Genomic DNA, 19,524 nt, shown 5'->3' with positions numbered 1-19,524 from the left:
CTATTGTTATTTGGAAATAATTAATACCTTTGCAACCAATTTGTTAAAATATATTTAATCACAAAGTAATTGTTAATATGCCTACAATTCAACAGTTAGTTAGAAAAGGACGTGTCAAGCTTGTAGAGAAAAGCAAGGCTCCAGCTTTGGATTCTTGTCCTCAGAGAAGAGGAGTTTGCGTACGTGTTTACACTACTACACCTAAGAAGCCTAATTCAGCTATGCGTAAAGTAGCTCGTGTTAGATTGACTAACGGAAAAGAAGTGAATGCTTACATTCCAGGAGAAGGACATAACTTACAGGAGCACTCGATCGTATTGATTCGTGGTGGCCGTGTAAAAGACCTTCCAGGTGTAAGATATCACCTTGTTCGTGGTGCACTAGATGCTTCAGGAGTAGAAGGTCGTATGCAGCGTCGTTCTAAGTATGGTACTAAGAGACCAAAAGCTAAAAAGTAATTAATTCTAGTTTTTAAAACTGTGAGTTAATGTTTATGTGTTGTTCTCTATTAAGTTGAGTAAATGATCGTGAGGTTTTTGAAGACTGAAAAAGGCAGCTACAACGGATAACTCGTAAACTAAGGAAGATGAGAAAATCAAGACCAAAAAAGAGAATCTTGTTACCGGATCCAAAATTTAATGATGTGTTGGTGACACGATTCGTAAATGACTTAATGGTTGACGGAAAGAAAAATCTATCATACAAGATTTTTTATGCAGCGTTAGAAATCGTTAAGGAAAAAACAGAGAAGACAGGTAAGTCTCCTTTAGAAGTTTGGAAGAAATCATTGGAAAATATTACTCCAGGAGTAGAGGTGAAGTCTCGCCGTGTAGGTGGTGCTACTTTCCAGGTTCCAATGGAAATTCGTCCAGAAAGAAAAGTTGCTGTTTCTATAAAGAATATGATTCTTTTTGCTCGTAAGAGATCAGGTAAGTCTATGGCCGATAAGTTGTCAGCTGAAATTATTGCTGGATTCAACGAAGAAGGTGGAGCTTATAAGAAGAAAGAAGATACTCATAGAATGGCTGAAGCTAATCGTGCTTTTGCACATTTTAGATTTTAATTATTGCAATCTTTAAGATTATGGCAAAAAGAGATTTAAGATATACCAGAAACGTTGGTATTATGGCTCACATCGATGCTGGTAAAACTACAACTACAGAACGTATTTTGTATTATACTGGTGTTTCTCACAAAATTGGTGAGGTGCATGATGGAGCTGCTACCATGGACTGGATGGAGCAAGAGCAGGAGCGTGGTATTACCATTACTTCAGCTGCTACAACTTGTTCTTGGAACTACAAAGACGAGAGTTTTCATATCAATATTATTGATACCCCAGGTCACGTTGACTTTACCGTTGAGGTGGAGCGTTCTTTACGTGTGCTTGATGGTGCTGTTGCATGTTTTTGTGCAGTAGGTGGTGTTGAGGCTCAGTCTGAGACAGTTTGGAGACAAGCTAATAAATATAAAGTTCCTCGTATGGGTTTTGTGAATAAGATGGACCGTTCTGGTGCTGACTTTTTCAAGGCTGTGCGTGAGGTTAAGGAAAAGCTTGGTGCTAATCCTGTACCAATTCAGATTCCAATCGGAACAGAAGAGAAGTTTTGTGGTGTAGTCGATTTGATTACAATGCAAGCTTGTATCTGGTTCGAAGATGAGAATGGAACAAACTATAGAATGGAAGAGATTCCAGCTAGTTTGTTAGAAGAAGCGAAAGAGTGGAGAGCTAATCTTGTAGAGGCAGTAGCTGAACAAGATGAAGACTTGATGGAGCGTTTCTTTGAAGATCCAGATTCTATTACAGAAGATGAGATGTATGCGGTTATCCGTAAGGCTACCATTAGCATGGACATTGTTCCTATGTTATGTGGTTCTGCATTTAAGAATAAAGGTGTTCAAAGATTATTGGATGCTATGATTATTTACTTGCCATCTCCTCTTGATATTGACGCTATTGAAGGAACAGTTCCTGGAACTGACGAAGTGGTTTCAAGACAGCCTTCTGTTGAAGAACCTTTAGCTGCATTGGCATTTAAAATTGCTACTGACCCATTCGTAGGTCGTTTGGCATTTACTCGTGTGTATTCAGGTGCTATCGATGCAGGTTCATACGTTTATAACGTAAGAACAGGTAATAAAGAGCGTATTTCTCGTTTGTATCAAATGCATTCAAACAAGCAAAATGCTATCGACCGTGTTGAGGCTGGTGATATTTGTGCTTGTGTAGGATTTAAAGATATTCGTACTGGTGATACTCTTTGTCAAAAAGAAACTCAGATCGAATTGGAGTCTATGGATTTTCCAGAGCCAGTAATCGGTATCGCAGTTGAGCCTTTGACTCAGAAGGATATGGAGAAAATGGGTATGGCTTTAGCTAAATTGGCTGAAGAGGATCCAACTTTCGTGGTTAAGACTGACGAAGATTCAGGACAAACTGTTATTTCTGGTATGGGTGAGCTTCACCTTGATATCATTGTTGACCGTTTGAAGCGTGAATTTAAAGTTGAGTGTAATCAGGGAGCACCTCAGGTTGCATACAAAGAAGCTATTACTCGTACTGTTGAGCACCGTCAGGTATTCAAGAAGCAGTCTGGTGGACGTGGTAAATTTGCAGACATCTCTTTCATATTATCTCCAGTTGATGCTGATTTTGAGGGAGACGGATTGCAGTTTGTCGATAAAGTTAAGGGAGGTCATATTCCTAAGGAATTTATTCCATCTGTACAGAAAGGATTCACTGAAGCCATGAAAAATGGTGTATTGGCAGGTTATACTTTAGATTCACTTAAAGTAGAGTTGTTTGATGGATCTTTCCACCCAGTTGACTCTGATGCAATTTCTTTCGAAATGGCAGGTAAGCAAGGTTATCGTGAAGCATGTGCTAAAGCGGGACCTGTTATTCTTGAGCCAATTATGAAAGTTGAAGTTGTAACTCCAGAAGATTATATGGGAGATATTATCGGTGACTTGAATAAGCGTCGTGGTCAGATCGAAGGAATGGAGACTAAGCATGGTGCTCGTGTAGTACTTGCTAAAGTACCATTGTCAGAGCAATTCGGTTATGTAACTGTATTGAGAACTCTGTCTTCTGGTCGTGCTAACTCATCTATGGAATTCTCTCACTTCGAAGAAGTACCTAAGGGAATTGCTAAAGATGTAGTTGAAGCTGCTAAGGGTAAAGTAGAATTATTGTAATTAATATCGTAATAGACTTATTGATATGAGCCAGAAAATTAGAATTAAACTGAAATCTTACGATCACAACTTGGTTGACAATTCAGCTGATAAGATTGTAAAAACAGTTAAGGCTACAGGTGCGGTAGTGAGTGGACCAATTCCACTTCCTACTCACAAGAGAATTTTTACTGTTCTTCGTTCAACTTTTGTGAACAAGAAATCAAGAGAGCAGTTTCAACTATCTTCATTTAAACGTTTAATTGACATTTACAGTTCTACTGCAAATACAATTGACGCTTTAATGAAACTTGAGTTGCCAAGTGGAGTAGAAGTTGAAATTAAAGTTTGATAGACAGTAATTGTTAGTTTTATTTTAAAACAAAAAGAGAAATGCCAGGATTAATTGGGAAAAAAATCGGAATGACTTCCGTTTACAGTGCCGAGGGAAAATGTATTCCATGCACTGTCATTGAGGCAGGTCCATGTGTCGTAACACAAGTTAAGACTCTTGAGTCTGACGGTTACGCAGCACTTCAGTTGGCTTTTGAAGAAAAGAAAGAAAAGCGAACAACTAAGGCGCTAGATGGGCACTTTAAAAAGGCAAACACAACTCCTAAGAAGAAACTTGTTGAATTTTCGAATTTCGACAAAGAGTATGCTTTGGGTGATGCTATTACTGTTGATATTTTTGCTGATACTGTTTATGTAGACGTAGCAGGTGTATCAAAGGGTAAAGGTTTCCAGGGTGTTGTGAAACGTCATGGTTTTGCCGGAGTAGGTGGCGCGACACACGGTCAACATAACCGTTTACGTGCACCGGGTTCTATTGGTGCTGCATCTTATCCAGCACGTGTATTTAAGGGCATGAGAATGGCCGGACGTATGGGTGGGGATACTGTGAAGGTTCAAAACCTTCAGGTTCTTAAGGTAATTCCTGAGAACAACTTATTATTAGTTAAAGGATCTCTTCCAGGGTCTAAAGGTTCATACGTAATTATTGAAAAGTAATGGAATTAACTATTTTAAACACAGCTGGAGAAGATACAGGAAGAAAAATTGAGTTGCAAGATTCAGTTTTCGGCATCGAACCAAACGAGCACGCTATTTACTTAGATGTAAAACAATTTTTAGCAAACCAACGTCAGGGAACTCATAAGTCAAAAGAGAGAGCTGATATTTCTGGTAGTACTGCTAAGATTAAGAAGCAAAAAGGTACTGGTACGGCTCGTGCTGGTAGTATTAAATCTCCCTTGTTTCGTGGTGGAGGTCGTTGTTTCGGTCCTCGTCCAAGAAACTATACCTTCAAATTGAATAAAAAACTTAAGCAATTAGCTCGTAAATCTGCTTTGGCAGTTAAGGCGCAAAATGATGCTTTAGTTGTTGTTGAAGATTTCAATTTTGAAGGAGTAAAGACAAAATTGTTTGTTGATCTTCAAAATAATCTGAAAGTGTCTAATAAAAAAGTCCTTTTGGTTTTAAATGAAGATAATAAAAACATATATTTGTCGTCTCGTAATTTGAAGAATGTTGAAGTTGTACGTGTTTCTGACCTTGCAACTTATGATATTATGAAAGCTTCGACTTTGTTATTCGTTGAGAGTTCGATTAAAGGGCTCGATGAAATGTTTAAACTAAATTAAGTTTAAAAAAATGGAAATTTTATTAAAGCCCCTCGTTACTGAGAAAATGACTGAACTAAGCGAAAAGTTAAATCGCGTAGGTTTTGTTGTTGATCGCAGAGCGACCAAGATCGATATTAGAAGAGCAGTTGAGAAAATGTACAGTGTAAAAGTTGTTTCGGTAAATACCATGAATTATCAAGGTAAAACAAAAAGCCGTTTCACTAAAGCAGGTGCAATTAATGGTAGAACTGTTTCTTTTAAGAAGGCGATTATAACTTTAGTTGAAGGAGATAACATAGATTTTTATAGCAATATTTAATTAGAAAATGGCTGTACGTAAATTAAAACCTGTAACTCCTGGTCAAAGACATAAGATCCTAAATACCTTTGAGCAGGTAACTACAGACAAACCTGAGAAATCATTGTTGAGACCAATGAAAAAAACCGGTGGTAGAAATAACACTGGTAAAATGACAATGAGATATATAGGTGGTGGTCACAAAAGAAGATATCGAGTAATCGATTTCAAAAGAGACAAGGATACTATTCCTGCCAAAGTTGTTTCAATAGAGTACGATCCAAACCGTACTGCGCGCATTGCTTTGCTTGTGTATGCAGATGGTGAGAAACGTTACATTATTGCTCCTAACGGATTGGAAGTGGATCAAGTGCTTGTTTCTGGTGAAAAAGTTGCTCCAGAGATCGGAAATGCAATGCCATTATCAGATATCCCATTAGGAACAATAATTCATAATATTGAATTAAGACCCTCTCAAGGTGCTGTGATGGCTCGTAGTGCTGGTGCATATGCTCAACTCGTTTCAAGAGATGGCAAATATGCAATGATCAAATTACCTTCGTCAGAAGTTAGAATGATTCTTGTTACCTGTAAAGCTACAATCGGTACTGTTTCTAATGGCGATCACGCTCTAGAAAGAAGTGGTAAAGCTGGTCGTACTCGCTGGTTAGGTAGAAGACCTCGTGTTCGTGGTGTAGTGATGAATCCAGTCGATCACCCAATGGGTGGTGGTGAAGGTAAATCTTCAGGAGGACATCCTCGCTCTAGAACAGGTGTTTTAGCAAAAGGTTTCAGAACCAGAGCTAAAAAGAATGCTTCTAATAAGTATATCGTTGAAAGAAGGAAAAAATAATTTGATTAATTAAGTTGTTATGAGTCGTTCATTAAAAAAAGGCCCTTTTATCGATTTCAAATTGGATAAAAGAGTAATAGAGCAAAACGAGTCAGGTAAAAAATCAGTGATTAAAACCTGGTCACGTCGTTCTATGATCTCTCCAGATTTCGTAGGCCACACGATTGCCGTTCACAACGGAAATAAATTCATTCCTGTATATGTTACCGAGAATATGGTAGGTCATAAATTAGGAGAATTTGCACCAACTCGTACCTTTAGAGGTCACGTTGATAAGAAAAAACGTTAAGCGTGACGTTGGTTTTAATTAACATTTTGAATTCGTAAAAATGGGAGCTAGAAAAAGAATAAAAGCAAACCAAATAAAGGAACAGAATTTAAGCAAGGCATTTGCTAGCTTAAAGAATGTTCCGACATCGCCCCGCAAAATGCGCCTGGTTGCCGATATGGTAAGAGGTATGGAGGTGAACCGAGCTATGGATGTACTTCGTTTTAGTCCAAAAGAAGCAGCAAATCGCGTAGAAAAACTAGTGCTTTCAGCTATTGCCAATTGGCAAGCTAAAAATGAAGGGCAGAGACTAGAAGACAGTGCTTTATATGTGAAAGAGATTTCAGTAGATTCAGCACGTATTCTTAAGCGTCTAAGACCTGCTCCTCAAGGGAGAGCACATAGAATTAAAAAGAGATCAAATCATGTAACTATATTACTTGGTAGCAAAACTGCCGAAAGTAATACAAAAGAATAGTTAGAATGGGACAAAAAGTAAATCCAATAGGAAATCGACTAGGAATCATCAGAGGATGGGATTCTAACTGGTTTGGTGGAAAAAACTACGGTGAGAAGCTTGTTGAGGACGCAAAAATTCGAAAGTATTTAAATGTTCGTTTAGCAAAAGCAAGTATTTCAAAAATCATAATTGAAAGAACTCTTAAACTTATCACAATTACTATCAACACTGCACGCCCTGGTATTATTATCGGAAAAGGTGGTCAAGAAGTAGATAAGCTTAAAGAAGAGTTAAAGAAGATTACTGACAAAGAAGTACAGATTAACATCTTTGAAATTAAGCGTCCTGAGTTGGATGCCGTAATCGTCGCTAATAACATTGCTCGTCAAATCGAAGGTCGTATCGCCTACCGAAGAGCAACTAAGATGGCCATTGCTTCTACAATGAGAATGGGTGCTGAAGGAATTAAGATTCAAATCTCAGGCCGTTTAAATGGAGCAGAGATGGCACGTTCTGAAATGTATAAAGAAGGACGTACTCCTCTTCACACTTTAAGAGCAAATATTGATTACCATTTAGCTGAAGCATTAACAACTTACGGTTTATTAGGTATCAAAGTTTGGATCTGTAAAGGTGAGATTTATGGTAAACCAGATTTAACTCCAAATGCAGGATTGCGCGATGCTCGTGCACCTAAAGGTGGAAAGCCTGGTTTTAATAGAAGAAAAAAGAAGTAGTCTTTAAATTTTAATGTATTAGTACGATGTTACAACCAAAAAGGACTAAATTTAGGAGACAACAAAAAGGAAGAATCAAAGGTAACGCAGGTCGCGGAACTGAATTAGCATTCGGATCTTTTGGAATTAAATCACTTGAAACAAAGTGGTTGACAGGTCGCCAGATTGAAGCTGCTCGTGTTGCAGTTACCCGATATATGCAAAGACAAGGTCAACTGTGGATTAGAATATTCCCAGATAAGCCTATCACTAAGAAGCCTGCAGAGGTACGTATGGGTAAAGGTAAGGGTTCACCAGAAGGATTCGTTGCTCCTGTTTCACCAGGAAGAATGTTATTCGAGTGTGAAGGTGTACCTTTTGAAGTTGCTAAAGAGGCTTTACGCCTTGCAGCTCAAAAATTACCTGTTACTACAAAGTTTGTCGTAAGACGTGATTATGTTGAAAATTCAAATGTTTAGTCATGAAGAATTCGGAAATTAAAGAGTTAACAACACTGGAAATAGTAGAAAAGTTGGAAGCTGAAAGAACAGCATTAACTCGATTCAACCTAAATCACGCTATTTCACCTTTGGAGAATCCTTTGCAAATAAAGGAAACCAGACGTAATATTGCAAAATTAATGACGGAATTACGTCAGAGGCAATTAACTGAAAAGTAAAAAAGTGATGGAAAGAAACCTTAGAAAAGAACGTATCGGGGTAGTGGTAAGCGACAAAATGGATAAAACCATTACTGTTGCAGTTCACACTAAAGAGAAGCACCCTATTTACGGAAAGTTCGTGAACAAGACTAAAAAGTATACTGCTCACGACGAAGAAAACACCTGTAATGAAGGTGATACCGTAAAGATCATGGAAACCCGACCTTTAAGTAAAAATAAGACTTGGAGATTAGTTGAACTTATTGAAAGAGCTAAGTAATCATGATACAAACTGAAAGTAGACTATTAGTAGCTGATAACAGCGGAGCCAAAGAAGTTCTTTGTATCCGTGTGTTAGGCGGAACCAAAAAGCGCTATGCATCAATTGGCGATAAGATTGTGGTTACCGTTAAAAATTCAATTCCAGGTTCGGAGATGAAAAAAGGAACAGTAACCAAAGCCGTTGTTGTTCGTGTAAAAAAAGAGATTAGAAGAAATGATGGGTCTTATATCCGCTTTGACGATAACGCTTGCGTGTTGTTGAATACAGCAGAAGAGATGAGAGGAACCCGTATTTTTGGTCCTGTTGCAAGAGAACTACGTGAAACTAACATGAAGATCGTTTCTCTAGCACCAGAAGTATTATAATCTTGTAAACTTAGAACAATGCGAAAAAAGTTACATATTAAAAAGGGTGATACCGTAATTGTAAACGCAGGAGAATCTAGAGGCCAGGAAGGTAAAGTATTAGAAGTGATTGTTGACAAGCAACGTGCGATCGTTGAAGGTGTTAACATGATGTCTAAGCATACCAAACCTAATGCAGCTAGCCCTCAAGGCGGTATTATTAAGAAAGAGGCTCCTATTCATATTTCAAATTTGAATGTGAAGGACCCTTCTACTGGGAAAGCAACCCGTATTGGTAGAAAATTGAATGACAATAACAAATTAGTTAGATACGCTAAAAAGTCAGGGGAGGAGATCAAGTAATGAGTTATACACCATCTCTTAGAAAACAGTATTCAGAGGAAGTAGTTCCAGCTTTAATGAAGGAATTCAACTACAAGTCTGTAATGCAGGTTCCTAGATTAACGAAGATAGTACTTAATCAAGGTGTTGGACAAGCAATTGCTGACAAAAAAGTTCTTGAGTTCTCTTTGAACGAAATGACTACAATCACTGGACAGAAAGCAGTATCAACTCTATCGTCTAAAGATATTTCTAACTTTAAGTTACGTAAAGGTATGCCAATTGGTACTACTGTTACATTACGTCGCGAGCACATGTACGAATTTCTTGAGAAATTAATTCGTGTTGCTTTACCACGTATTCGTGACTTTAAAGGTATTAATAGCAAGTTTGATGGACGTGGAAACTATACATTAGGTATTGAAGAGCAAATCATTTTCCCTGAAATCCTTTTGGATGAAGTGAATAAGATTATGGGTATGAATATTACCTTTGTTACTTCTGCAAATACCGATGAAGAAGCCTATGCTCTTTTGAAAGAATTTGGATTACCATTTAAAAACATTAAAAAGTAATACGATGGCTAAAGAATCAATGAAAGCTCGCGAAGTTAAGCGTCAAAAACTAGTAGAAAAATACGCTGCTAAAAGAGCTAAACTAAAAGAGGAAGGTGACTATATCGGTCTTAGTCGTTTGCCTAAAAATTCATCACCTGTTAGATTACATAACAGGTGTATGTTAACTGGTCGTCCTAAAGGATATATGAGACAATTCGGTTTAAGTCGTATCACTTTCCGTGAAATGGCTCATGCTGGTCTTATTCCTGGAGTAATGAAGGCAAGTTGGTAACCAACAACGTTTGTAAAAGAACTATTGTTAAATATTGTCCCGAGCAATCGGGATCAATTTAATTTTTTTATATAATGACAGATCCAATAGCAGATTTTCTTACACGTTTAAGAAATGCAATTATGGCTAACCACAAAGTGGTTGAAATACCTGCATCAAACGTAAAAAAAGAAATGACAAAAATTCTTAAGGATAAAGGATATATCCTTAATTACAAATTTGAGGATGATAACTTGCAAGGCAAAATTAAAATTGCTTTGAAATATCATCCAGAGTCTAAGATTCCAGCAATTAAGGATCTTAAACGTGTCTCTAAGCCAGGTTTAAGAAAATATTGTGGAGCTACTGAATTGCCTCGCGTACTTAACGGTTTAGGTATTGCTATCTTATCTACTTCTCAGGGAGTAATGACTGATAAGGAAGCTCGCCAAAAACATGTAGGTGGTGAAGTATTGTGTTTCGTTTACTAATTTAGGGAGGATAAGAAATGTCGAGAATTGGAAAATTACCTATCGTTTTGCCTGCCGGAGTTGAAGTTAAGGTAAACAAAGATAATTCAGTGGTGGTTAAAGGCCCTAAAGGTGAATTAACCCAACAGGTTGATCCTGTAATCAAAGTAACTGTAGAAGAAGATTCTATTGTTCTAGAACGTCCAACTGATCAAAAACCTCATAAAGCAATGCATGGTTTATATCGTTCATTAATCAATAACATGGTTATTGGTGTAACTGAAGGATACAAAACTGAGCAAGAGCTTGTAGGTGTTGGTTACCGTGCGACTTCTAATGGACAAATTCTAGAATTGGCTTTAGGTTACTCTCACTTGATTCATATGGAGATTGCATCGGAAGTTAAGGTAACTGCTGTTACTGAAAAACGTGCTAATCCAATTATTACTCTTGAGAGTTGCGATAAGCAATTGGTAGGACAGGTGGCTGCAAAGATTCGTTCTTTCAGAAAACCAGAGCCGTATAAAGGAAAAGGTGTTAAATTTGTTGGAGAGCAGCTAAGAAGAAAAGCTGGTAAATCTGCGGGTAAATAATTTCTAAAACAGTAAATTATGGCTTTAACTAAGCGCGAAAGAAGACTTAGAATTAAAAGACGAGTTCGTAAGTCTATTTCTGGAACTGCCGAAAGACCAAGAATGTCAGTTTTTCGTTCAAATAAGCAGATTTCAGTACAAATAATTGATGATATTACAAAAAAGACTTTGTTATCAATTTCATCTCTTGCAAAAGATTTTGTAGAGAAGAGTGGTAACAAAACTGAGCAAGCAGAATTCATAGGGCAAGCAATTGCTGAGAAAGCTGTTACTGCAGGTATTTCTGAAGTAGTATTTGATAGAAATGGTTACTTATACCATGGTAGAATTAAATCTTTAGCGGACGCTGCTCGTAAAGGTGGCCTTAAATTTTAAATATTATGGCAGATAAGAATATTAAGACTAGCGACGCAGAGCTTAAGGATAAACTGGTTGCAATTAATCGTGTTACTAAGGTAACAAAAGGTGGACGTACTTTTAGTTTTTCAGCAATTGTTGTTGTTGGAAACGAGAATGGTTTAGTAGGTTGGGGGCTTGGAAAAGCTAACGAGGTTACTACAGCTATCTCAAAAGGTGTTGATGCTGCTAAGAAAAATCTGATTAAGGTTCCAGTTCTTAAGGGAACTATTCCTCACGAGCAACTTGCACGTTTTGGTGGAGCAGAGGTTTTTATTAAGCCTGCTTCTCATGGTACCGGGGTGAAAGCTGGTGGTGCGATGCGTGCCGTACTTGAGAGTGTTGGAGTAACTGATGTGCTTGCAAAGTCAAAAGGATCATCAAACTCTCATAACCTTGTTAAAGCTACTATTGCAGCTCTTGGTGAATTGAGAGATGCTCATACTGTTGCTGACCATAGAGGTGTATCATTAGATAAAGTGTTTAACGGTTAAACTAAAGGAAATGGCTAAGATTAAAATTACCCAAGTTAAGAGTAAAATTGGGAGTAGTGCTCGCCAAAAGAAAACCTTAGAAGCATTGGGATTGAGAAAGATCAATGGTACTGTTGAGCATGAGGCTACACCTCAAATTAAAGGAATGGTTGCGAAGGTAAGTCACCTGGTTACCGTTCAAGAATAATAATTGTTAATAGCATAAATATATTATGGACTTAAGTAACTTAAAACCCGCCGTCGGATCTGTAAAGACAACCAAAAGAATTGGTCGTGGACAAGGATCTGGTAGAGGTGGTACCTCAACCAGAGGACATAAAGGTGCGAAGTCAAGATCTGGATACTCTAAAAAAGTTGGTTTCGAAGGTGGTCAAATGCCTTTACAACGAAGAGTTCCTAAGTTTGGATTTAAGAATATTAATAGAGTTGAATACAAAGCTATTAATGTTGAAGTATTACAAGGATTAGCTGAGAAGCTTAACATTACGTCTATTGATGCTGAAGTTTTAGTGAACGCAGGAATGTGTAGCAAGAATGACAGAATCAAAGTATTGGGTAATGGTATTTTATCTGCTAAGCTTGAAGTTAAAGCTCATGCGTTCTCGAAGTCTGCTCAATCAGCGATTGAAGCAGTTGAAGGAACTGTTGTTAAATTGTAAGATTAGATAATGAAAGGTTTAATAGATACATTGAAGAACATCTGGAAGATTGAAGATTTAAGATCAAGAATCTTAACAACTTTAGGACTTCTATTGGTTTACCGTTTAGGAACCATGATTGTGTTGCCGGGGATAGACCCAGCTCACTTAGGCGCGTTAAAATCTCAAACTGCTGATGGTGTATTAGGTTTGTTAGATATGTTTTCAGGGGGTGCATTCTCGAATGCTTCAATTTTAGCCCTAGGAATCATGCCTTACATTTCTGCATCCATTGTTATTCAGTTGATGGGAATTGCTGTTCCTTATTTTCAACGTTTACAACGTGAAGGTGAGAGCGGTCGTCGTAAAATCAATCAGATTACACGTTATTTAACGGTAGTCATTCTTATTCTTCAAGCACCAGGATATCTATTAAACCTACACTCGACTTTGCCTGAAGCAGCTTTCATTTTGAAAGGCTTTTTCTTTACAGCATCTTCAGTAGCTATACTTGCAGCCGGATCTATGTTTATCATGTGGTTAGGTGAAAAGATTACAGATAAGGGAATCGGTAACGGTATTTCTATCATCATCATGATTGGTATTATTGCTCGTTTACCTTTTAACTTTGTTGCTGAACTTGGATCGAGATTAGAAGGTCAAGGAGGTGGATTAATTCTGCTTGTTCTTGAAATTGTAATTTTGTTTGTTGTTTTTGCTCTGACTATTTTATTAGTACAGGGTACTAGAAAGATCCCAGTACAGTACGCTAAGCGTATTGTTGGGAATAAGCAATATGGTGGTGTTCGTCAGTACATTCCTTTAAAAGTGAATGCGGCTGGTGTTATGCCTATCATTTTTGCTCAGGCTATTATGTTCTTGCCTATGGCATTTGTGAACTATGCGAGTTCTGATTCATTATCTGGAGTTGCTGCTGCTTTGAGTAACTACACTGGTTTTTATTACAATGCTTTGTTTTTTGTAATGATTGTGTTGTTCACTTATTTTTATACTGCAATTACAGTTAATCCAACGCAAATGGCTGAGGATATGAAAAAGAATGGTGGATTTATCCCAGGTATTAAGCCAGGTAAAAAAACTGTTGATTTCCTAGATACTGTAATGTCTCGTATTACTTTACCGGGATCTTTATTCTTAGGATGGGTTGCAATTATGCCTGCCTTTGCAATGTTAGCTGGTATAAATAGTGGTTTTGCTCAATTCTTCGGAGGTACATCTTTATTGATTTTAGTGGGTGTTGTTTTAGATACTTTACAACAAATTGAGAGTCATTTATTGATGCGTCATTATGATGGTTTGATGAAGTCAGGAAGAATTAAAGGCAAATCTCCAGCAGGAGCTGCTGCTTATTAAAATATTTTTGCTTTCTTTGCAAAATGATTTTTTACAAGACTGAGGAGGAGATAGCGTTACTTGAAAAAAGTAACATGCTGGTGGCTAAGACTCTTGGGGAAATCTCTAAGAGGATACGCCCCGGCATATCAACTCTCAAGTTAGATCAAATTGCAGAAGAATATATAAGAGATAATGGTGGTTTACCAGGATTTCTTGGTTACGATGGATTTCCAAACACACTTTGTATGTCTGTTGGCAAGCAAGTTGTACATGGGATACCGTCTTTTTATGAGTTGAAAGAAGGGGATATACTATCTTGCGACTGTGGTGTTTTGTTAGATGGTTTTTATGGCGATTCAGCATACACATTCAGCGTTGGCGAAGTAAAACCTGACATTAAATCGTTACTAAAAGTAACTAAGGAAGCTCTTTATAAAGGCATAACTAATGCAGTCGAAGGAAACCATTTGGGAGATATCGGCTATGCCATTCAAGAACACGCAGAGAGACATGGTTTTTCTGTTGTACGGGAAATGGTAGGACACGGAATTGGTAAGGATTTGCATGAAGATCCACAGGTTCCAAATTTTGGTAAACAACACCAAGGTTTAAAGTTGAGAAATGGACTAGTTATAGCCATTGAACCAATGATCAACTTAGGAAAAAAAGAAGTTTATCAAGACGAAGATGGTTGGGCGATAGTGTCTGCAGATGGGTTACCTTCTGCGCATTTTGAACATACTGTTGTTGTTCGAAATGGACAAGCTCAAATCCTGTCCAGTTTTGAATTTATTGAGGAATAAAATAACATATAATACAATTATTACTTATGGCTAAGCAGCCTTCAATAGAACAAGACGGTACCATTACCGAAGCATTATCAAATGCAATGTTTCGAGTAGAACTTGAGAATGGACATGTGATAACAGCACATATCTCAGGGAAAATGAGAATGCATTATATTAAGATCTTGCCTGGGGATAAGGTTAAAGTGGAAATGTCGCCATACGATCTTACTAAAGGGCGCATTACTTTTAGATACAAAAATTAAATTTCGATAAAATGAAGGTAAGAGCATCTGTAAAGAAACGTTCTGAAGATTGTAAGATCGTTAGAAGAAAAGGACGTTTGTATGTGATTAATAAAAAAAATCCTAAGTTTAAACAACGTCAAGGATAATTAAGTTAACTTGTTAATAAATAAATAAATTTTATGGCTAGAATTGTTGGAGTCGATTTGCCTCAAAATAAGAGAGGGGTTATTAGTTTAACCTATATCTTTGGAATTGGTAATAGCGCCGCTAAACAAATCCTTGATGAAGTTGGTGTTAGTTATGACACAAAAGTTAAGGACTGGACAGATGAGGAAGCTGGAAAGATTCGTCAAGCAATTAATACAAGCTTCAAGGTAGAAGGAGAATTACGTTCTTTAAACCAATTGAATATTAAGCGTTTGATGGATATTGGTTGCTACCGTGGTATTCGTCACCGTGTTGGTTTACCTTTACGTGGTCAGAGAACTAAAAACAACTCCCGTACTAGAAAGGGTAAGAGAAAAACAGTTGCAAACAAAAAGAAAGCGACTAAATAATTGTTAAGTTATGGCAAAAAAGTCTGTATCAGTTAAAAAAAGAGTTGTGAAGGTTGAAGCGCTAGGACAAGTGCACATCCACTCATCATTCAACAACATTATTATCTCAATGACCAATAACACTGGTCAGGTTATCTCTTGGTCATCGGCCGGTAAAATGGGATTTAGAGGTTCTAAGAAGAACACTCCATATGCTGCTCAACAAGCTGCATCCGATTGTGCTAAAGTTGCTCATGACCTAGGTTTGAGAAAAGTTAAAGTATACGTTAAAGGTCCAGGTAACGGACGTGAATCTGCAATCCGCGCAGTTAATTCTTGTGGAATTGATATCGCAGAGATCATAGATGTTACTCCATTACCTCATAATGGTTGTAGACCACCAAAAAGACGTAGAGTATAATTAAAATTCAGCTTAAATTTTGTTCGGTTTTTTTTTCTTTTGATATCCTCTCAAGAACAGCGGCCCTTTTAAAACCGATAACTTTTTAAGTCACTTAACGTAAAAAATTAAATTTAATAAGAGATGGCTAGATATATAGGACCAAAGAGTAAAATTGCTAGAAAATTTGGAGAGCCAATTTTTGGACCTGATAAGGCATTTGAAAATAAAAACTACCCTCCAGGACAGCACGGTAACAGCCGTAGAAGAAATAAAATGTCTGAATATGGGGTTCAGTTGAAAGAGAAGCAAAAAGTAAAATATACTTATGGTGTATTAGAAAAGCAATTCTCTAACTTATTTAAAAAGGCCGCAAGAAGTAAAGGTATTACTGGTGAAGTATTGTTACAATTCCTAGAGTGTCGTTTAGACAACGTTGTTTACAGATTAGGTGTTGCTCCAACAAGATCAGCTGCTCGTCAGTTGGTTAGCCATAAACATATTACTGTGAACGGTCAGGTTTGTAATATCGCTTCATTTTCAGTAAAAGCCGGGGATATCGTAGGAGTTCGTGAAAAATCGAAGTCTTTAATTGCTATTACCGATTCTTTATCTACTGCAAGATACAACCAAGCATCTTGGTTGGAATGGGATCAAACTTCACTTACGGGTAAGTTTTTAAACATTCCTGAAAGAACTGAGATTCCTGAGAACATTAAGGAGCAGTTAATCGTTGAATTGTATTCTAAATAAAAATAGTTAATCAATATTTTATGGCAATCTTAGCTTTCCAAAAACCGGACAAAGTTATTATGCTCGACGCTGACGACAAATTCGGTAAATTCGAATTTCGTCCACTAGAGCCTGGATATGGTATTACAATTGGTAACGCCTTAAGAAGAATATTACTTTCTTCTTTAGAGGGGTATGCAATTACTACTATTAAGGCTCAAGGTGTTGATCATGAATTCTCTACAGTACCAGGTGTTATTGAGGATGTAACCGAAATGATCCTGAACTTAAAGCAAGTTCGGTTTAAACAAAAAGTTGAAGAAGTTGATAGCGAATTGGTAACTGTTACCATTTCGGATCAAGAAACTTTTACAGCAGGCGATATTAACAAGTTTCTAACTGGTTTCGAAGTGTTGAATCCAGAACTTGTGATTTGCAGAATGGATAGCTCGGCCAAATTACATTTGGATTTAACTATCAATAAAGGTCGAGGTTATGTTCCTTCTGTAGAGAATAAACCAGTTGATGCTGAATTTGGAGTCATTCCAATTGATGCTATTCACACACCAATTAAGAACGTTAAGTTTGATGTTGAGAATTACCGTGTAGAGCAGAAAACTGACTATGAAAAGTTAGTTTTTGAAATCACTACTGATGGTTCAATTCATCCAAAAGAAGCGTTAAAAGAAGCGGCGAAAATTCTTATTTATCACTTCATGCTATTCTCAGACGAAAAGATTACTCTTGACACTGATGAGAAGTTCGCTAATGAAGAGTTTGATGAAGAAGTATTGCATATGCGTCAACTTCTTAAGACTAAGTTGGTAGATATGGATCTTTCTGTAAGAGCGTTGAACTGCTTGAAAGCTGCTGATGTAGATACACTAGGAGAACTAGTTCAATTTAACAGAAACGACCTGTTGAAATTTAGAAACTTTGGTAAGAAATCCTTAACCGAGTTAGATGATTTGTTAGAATCACTGAATCTTACTTTTGGTATGGACATTTCTAAGTATAAATTAGATAAGGAATAAGGCAAAATGAGACATAGAAAAAAGTTTAATCACTTAGGAAGAAAAGCTGCCCACAGAAAGGCTATGCTTTCAAATATGGCTTCTTCTTTGATCTTACACAAAAGAATCAGCACAACTACTGCTAAAGCAAAAGCTTTAAAAATGTATGTAGAGCCGTTGATTACTAAGAGTAAGGAAGATACCACACACTCAAGACGTGTTGTTTTTAGCTATTTAAAGCAAAAAGAAGCCGTTACTGAGTTGTTCAAGGAAGTTTCAGTTAAAGTTGCGAACCGCCCAGGTGGTTATACCCGCATTCTTAAGACAGGAAATCGTTTAGGTGATAATGCAGAAATGTGTATTATCGAACTAGTTGATTTCAATGAGACTTACGTAACTGAGAAAAAAGCTGAAGTTAAGAAAACAACTCGTAGAAGAAAAAGCACTAAGACTGCTGATGAGACTACTGAAGTTGAAGCAACTGAAGTTAAAGGCGAAGAGTAATCTTTCCTTTTCATATAAAAAAAGGGATAAAGTTAAGCTTTATCCCTTTTTTAATGCCCTAAAGAATTTGCTAACGTTTGCGTAGATTCCTCTATATTTTTGAGGAAATCTTGTGAATATATGATTTTTAATAGTGAACTTTAGGTCTGATAACAAATTAGTTACTATACATTACTATTATAATATTTAATACCGTAAGTTATGTCAGAAATTGTAAAAATTCACGGTCGTGAAATTCTTGATTCACGTGGAAATCCTACTATCGAAGTTGAAGTAACTCTTGCTAGTGGTTATATGGGTCGTGCCGGTGTTCCTTCTGGAGCTTCAACTGGTGAAAACGAAGCATTAGAGCTTCGTGACGGAGATAAGTCACGTTACCTAGGTAAAGGTGTGTTAAAAGCAGTTGATAACGTAAATAACGCTATTGCCAATGCACTACTTGGTATGGATGCTACTAACCAAGTAGCTATTGATAAAGCGATGATCGCTCTTGACGGAACTAAAACTAAGTCAAACTTAGGTGCTAACGCGATGTTAGGTGTTTCTTTGGCTGTTGCTAAAGCTGCAGCTTTGTATTCTGAGTTACCACTATACCGTTATATTGGTGGTGCTAATGCTTGTGTTCTTCCTGTTCCTATGATGAATATCATCAACGGTGGTTCTCACTCTGATGCTACAATCGCATTCCAGGAGTTTATGATCCGTCCTATTGGTGCTCCTTCATTCCGCGAGGCTTTAAGAATGGGTGCTGAAGTATTTCATGCTCTTGCAAAAGTTCTTAAAGGAAAAGGTCTTTCTACTGCTGTAGGTGACGAAGGTGGTTTCGCTCCTATGTTAGGTGGTACTGAAGAGGCTATCAACTGCATCCTTACTGCGATTAAAAACGCTGGTTATAAAGCTGGTCGTAAAGAAGATGGTGGTGATATTTCTATCGCTATGGATTGTGCTGCTTCTGAGTTTTTCAAAGACGGTGTATATGACTACAGTATTTTTGAGCCAAACGGCGCTAAAAGAAATTCTGAAGAGCAAGCTGCTTATTTAGCTGAGTTAATCTCTAAGTTCCCAATCGATTCTATCGAAGATGGTATGGACGAAGGTGACTGGGATGGATGGGTTGCTTTAAATGCTCTTATCGGTGATAAGTGTCAGATTGTAGGTGACGATTTATTCGTAACCAACACTGATTACCTTGCTAAAGGTATCGAGCTTAAAGCTGCTAACTCTATCTTGATTAAAGTAAACCAAATTGGTACTTTAACTGAGACTTTGAATGCAATTGAAATGGCTCACCGTGCGGGTTATACTTCAGTAACTTCTCACCGTTCTGGTGAAACTGAAGATGCGACTATCGCTGATATCGCTGTTGCAACTAACTCTGGTCAGATTAAAACGGGTTCTTTAAGTCGTTCTGATCGTATGGCTAAGTACAATCAATTACTTCGTATTGAAGAAGAATTGGGAGAAAATGCAATTTTCGGATGCTAATTATTAGCCCCAAGCATAT

At 37.3% G+C, this 19,524-nt stretch carries 34 protein-coding genes; all 34 read left to right on the top strand.

The features are described 5' to 3' along the window. The first annotated feature begins 77 nt into the window (after positions 1–77). Entirely contained in the window at positions 78–458 is a 381-nt protein-coding gene (gene rpsL, locus ABY905_RS00845) for a 30S ribosomal protein S12 (protein ID WP_125030230.1), read from the top strand. A gap of 128 nt (positions 459–586) precedes the next feature. Next, the gene (rpsG, locus tag ABY905_RS00840; protein ID WP_372639514.1) at positions 587–1,063 is read left to right on the top strand and encodes a 30S ribosomal protein S7; all 477 of its coding nucleotides are present in this window, start codon (positions 587–589) and stop codon (positions 1,061–1,063) included. A 20-nt stretch (positions 1,064–1,083) separates the two neighbouring features. After that, positions 1,084–3,198, top strand: a complete 2,115-nt coding sequence (fusA, locus tag ABY905_RS00835; RefSeq protein ID WP_372639513.1) for an elongation factor G — start codon at positions 1,084–1,086, stop codon at positions 3,196–3,198. Positions 3,199–3,223: 25 nt separating this feature from the next. Continuing rightward, complete coding sequence (gene rpsJ / locus ABY905_RS00830; RefSeq protein ID WP_125030233.1) at positions 3,224–3,529, top strand: 30S ribosomal protein S10; 306 nt, start codon at positions 3,224–3,226, stop codon at positions 3,527–3,529. Between the two features lie 41 nt (positions 3,530–3,570). After that, on the top strand, positions 3,571–4,188 hold the full coding sequence (gene rplC / locus ABY905_RS00825; RefSeq protein WP_372639512.1) for a 50S ribosomal protein L3: 618 nt from the start codon (positions 3,571–3,573) through the stop codon (positions 4,186–4,188). Next, the gene (rplD, locus tag ABY905_RS00820; RefSeq protein WP_372639511.1) at positions 4,188–4,820 is read left to right on the top strand and encodes a 50S ribosomal protein L4; all 633 of its coding nucleotides are present in this window, start codon (positions 4,188–4,190) and stop codon (positions 4,818–4,820) included. The genes rplC and rplD overlap by 1 nt, the downstream gene beginning before the upstream one ends. Before the next feature lie 10 nt (positions 4,821–4,830). Continuing rightward, complete coding sequence (gene rplW, locus ABY905_RS00815) at positions 4,831–5,121, top strand: 50S ribosomal protein L23 (RefSeq protein WP_372639510.1); 291 nt, start codon at positions 4,831–4,833, stop codon at positions 5,119–5,121. Between the two features lie 7 nt (positions 5,122–5,128). Continuing rightward, on the top strand, positions 5,129–5,953 hold the full coding sequence (gene rplB / locus ABY905_RS00810; RefSeq protein WP_372639509.1) for a 50S ribosomal protein L2: 825 nt from the start codon (positions 5,129–5,131) through the stop codon (positions 5,951–5,953). Between the two features lie 19 nt (positions 5,954–5,972). Next, entirely contained in the window at positions 5,973–6,242 is a 270-nt protein-coding gene (gene rpsS / locus ABY905_RS00805) for a 30S ribosomal protein S19 (RefSeq protein WP_125030238.1), read from the top strand. A 40-nt stretch (positions 6,243–6,282) separates the two neighbouring features. After that, a complete protein-coding gene (rplV, locus tag ABY905_RS00800) occupies positions 6,283–6,699 on the top strand; it encodes a 50S ribosomal protein L22 (protein ID WP_372639508.1) in 417 nt (138 codons plus the stop codon). Between the two features lie 5 nt (positions 6,700–6,704). Next, a complete protein-coding gene (gene rpsC, locus ABY905_RS00795; protein ID WP_372639507.1) occupies positions 6,705–7,418 on the top strand; it encodes a 30S ribosomal protein S3 in 714 nt (237 codons plus the stop codon). Between the two features lie 26 nt (positions 7,419–7,444). Further along, positions 7,445–7,876 (top strand): 50S ribosomal protein L16, encoded by a 432-nt coding sequence (gene rplP / locus ABY905_RS00790; RefSeq protein ID WP_372639506.1) that lies wholly within the window; start codon positions 7,445–7,447, stop codon positions 7,874–7,876. Positions 7,877–7,878: 2 nt separating this feature from the next. Then, entirely contained in the window at positions 7,879–8,076 is a 198-nt protein-coding gene (gene rpmC / locus ABY905_RS00785; RefSeq protein ID WP_372639505.1) for a 50S ribosomal protein L29, read from the top strand. 4 nt (positions 8,077–8,080) lie between these two features. After that, complete coding sequence (gene rpsQ, locus ABY905_RS00780) at positions 8,081–8,338, top strand: 30S ribosomal protein S17 (protein WP_262701748.1); 258 nt, start codon at positions 8,081–8,083, stop codon at positions 8,336–8,338. 2 nt (positions 8,339–8,340) lie between these two features. After that, positions 8,341–8,706 (top strand): 50S ribosomal protein L14, encoded by a 366-nt coding sequence (gene rplN / locus ABY905_RS00775; RefSeq protein ID WP_275109483.1) that lies wholly within the window; start codon positions 8,341–8,343, stop codon positions 8,704–8,706. A gap of 18 nt (positions 8,707–8,724) precedes the next feature. Beyond that, positions 8,725–9,048 (top strand): 50S ribosomal protein L24, encoded by a 324-nt coding sequence (rplX, locus tag ABY905_RS00770; protein ID WP_372639504.1) that lies wholly within the window; start codon positions 8,725–8,727, stop codon positions 9,046–9,048. Then, on the top strand, positions 9,048–9,602 hold the full coding sequence (gene rplE, locus ABY905_RS00765) for a 50S ribosomal protein L5 (protein ID WP_372639503.1): 555 nt from the start codon (positions 9,048–9,050) through the stop codon (positions 9,600–9,602). Before rplX ends, rplE begins: the two co-directional genes overlap by 1 nt. 4 nt (positions 9,603–9,606) lie before the next feature. Continuing rightward, on the top strand, positions 9,607–9,876 hold the full coding sequence (gene rpsN / locus ABY905_RS00760; RefSeq protein ID WP_372639502.1) for a 30S ribosomal protein S14: 270 nt from the start codon (positions 9,607–9,609) through the stop codon (positions 9,874–9,876). 74 nt (positions 9,877–9,950) lie between these two features. Further along, positions 9,951–10,346 carry a 30S ribosomal protein S8 gene (gene rpsH / locus ABY905_RS00755; protein WP_372639501.1) on the top strand — a complete coding sequence of 132 codons (396 nt, stop codon included), beginning with the start codon at positions 9,951–9,953 and terminating at the stop codon, positions 10,344–10,346. A gap of 17 nt (positions 10,347–10,363) precedes the next feature. Further along, on the top strand, positions 10,364–10,918 hold the full coding sequence (gene rplF / locus ABY905_RS00750; protein WP_372639500.1) for a 50S ribosomal protein L6: 555 nt from the start codon (positions 10,364–10,366) through the stop codon (positions 10,916–10,918). An 18-nt stretch (positions 10,919–10,936) separates the two neighbouring features. Continuing rightward, on the top strand, positions 10,937–11,293 hold the full coding sequence (gene rplR / locus ABY905_RS00745; RefSeq protein WP_372639499.1) for a 50S ribosomal protein L18: 357 nt from the start codon (positions 10,937–10,939) through the stop codon (positions 11,291–11,293). Between the two features lie 5 nt (positions 11,294–11,298). Further along, on the top strand, positions 11,299–11,808 hold the full coding sequence (gene rpsE / locus ABY905_RS00740; protein ID WP_372639498.1) for a 30S ribosomal protein S5: 510 nt from the start codon (positions 11,299–11,301) through the stop codon (positions 11,806–11,808). A 10-nt stretch (positions 11,809–11,818) separates the two neighbouring features. After that, on the top strand, positions 11,819–11,995 hold the full coding sequence (gene rpmD, locus ABY905_RS00735) for a 50S ribosomal protein L30 (RefSeq protein WP_372639497.1): 177 nt from the start codon (positions 11,819–11,821) through the stop codon (positions 11,993–11,995). Positions 11,996–12,020: 25 nt separating this feature from the next. Then, positions 12,021–12,467, top strand: a complete 447-nt coding sequence (rplO, locus tag ABY905_RS00730) for a 50S ribosomal protein L15 (protein WP_372639496.1) — start codon at positions 12,021–12,023, stop codon at positions 12,465–12,467. 9 nt (positions 12,468–12,476) lie between these two features. After that, a complete protein-coding gene (gene secY / locus ABY905_RS00725) occupies positions 12,477–13,820 on the top strand; it encodes a preprotein translocase subunit SecY (protein WP_372639495.1) in 1,344 nt (447 codons plus the stop codon). A 23-nt stretch (positions 13,821–13,843) separates the two neighbouring features. Next, positions 13,844–14,605, top strand: coding sequence for a type I methionyl aminopeptidase (gene map, locus ABY905_RS00720; RefSeq protein ID WP_372639494.1), 762 nt, complete (start codon positions 13,844–13,846; stop codon positions 14,603–14,605). Positions 14,606–14,631: 26 nt separating this feature from the next. Then, positions 14,632–14,853 (top strand): translation initiation factor IF-1, encoded by a 222-nt coding sequence (infA, locus tag ABY905_RS00715; protein WP_054714084.1) that lies wholly within the window; start codon positions 14,632–14,634, stop codon positions 14,851–14,853. Positions 14,854–14,864: 11 nt separating this feature from the next. Continuing rightward, positions 14,865–14,981, top strand: a complete 117-nt coding sequence (gene ykgO / locus ABY905_RS00710; RefSeq protein ID WP_054714088.1) for a type B 50S ribosomal protein L36 — start codon at positions 14,865–14,867, stop codon at positions 14,979–14,981. A 33-nt stretch (positions 14,982–15,014) separates the two neighbouring features. Then, a complete protein-coding gene (gene rpsM, locus ABY905_RS00705) occupies positions 15,015–15,392 on the top strand; it encodes a 30S ribosomal protein S13 (RefSeq protein WP_372639493.1) in 378 nt (125 codons plus the stop codon). A 10-nt stretch (positions 15,393–15,402) separates the two neighbouring features. Continuing rightward, positions 15,403–15,792 (top strand): 30S ribosomal protein S11, encoded by a 390-nt coding sequence (gene rpsK, locus ABY905_RS00700; RefSeq protein WP_125030257.1) that lies wholly within the window; start codon positions 15,403–15,405, stop codon positions 15,790–15,792. 123 nt (positions 15,793–15,915) lie between these two features. Further along, positions 15,916–16,524: a 30S ribosomal protein S4 gene (gene rpsD, locus ABY905_RS00695; RefSeq protein ID WP_372639492.1), complete on the top strand. Its 609-nt coding sequence runs from the start codon at positions 15,916–15,918 to the stop codon at positions 16,522–16,524. Positions 16,525–16,544: 20 nt separating this feature from the next. Continuing rightward, complete coding sequence (locus ABY905_RS00690; RefSeq protein ID WP_372639490.1) at positions 16,545–17,537, top strand: DNA-directed RNA polymerase subunit alpha; 993 nt, start codon at positions 16,545–16,547, stop codon at positions 17,535–17,537. A gap of 6 nt (positions 17,538–17,543) precedes the next feature. After that, the gene (gene rplQ, locus ABY905_RS00685; RefSeq protein WP_372639489.1) at positions 17,544–18,020 is read left to right on the top strand and encodes a 50S ribosomal protein L17; all 477 of its coding nucleotides are present in this window, start codon (positions 17,544–17,546) and stop codon (positions 18,018–18,020) included. 201 nt (positions 18,021–18,221) lie between these two features. Beyond that, on the top strand, positions 18,222–19,505 hold the full coding sequence (gene eno, locus ABY905_RS00680) for a phosphopyruvate hydratase (RefSeq protein ID WP_372639488.1): 1,284 nt from the start codon (positions 18,222–18,224) through the stop codon (positions 19,503–19,505). The last annotated feature ends 19 nt before the right edge of the window (positions 19,506–19,524 follow it).

This window comes from Ancylomarina sp., from assembly GCF_041555295.1.
GTDB lineage: Bacteria > Bacteroidota > Bacteroidia > Bacteroidales > Marinifilaceae > Ancylomarina.
Note: the sequence above shows the minus strand (reverse complement) of the source record. Positions and strands in the feature narration are given on the sequence as shown.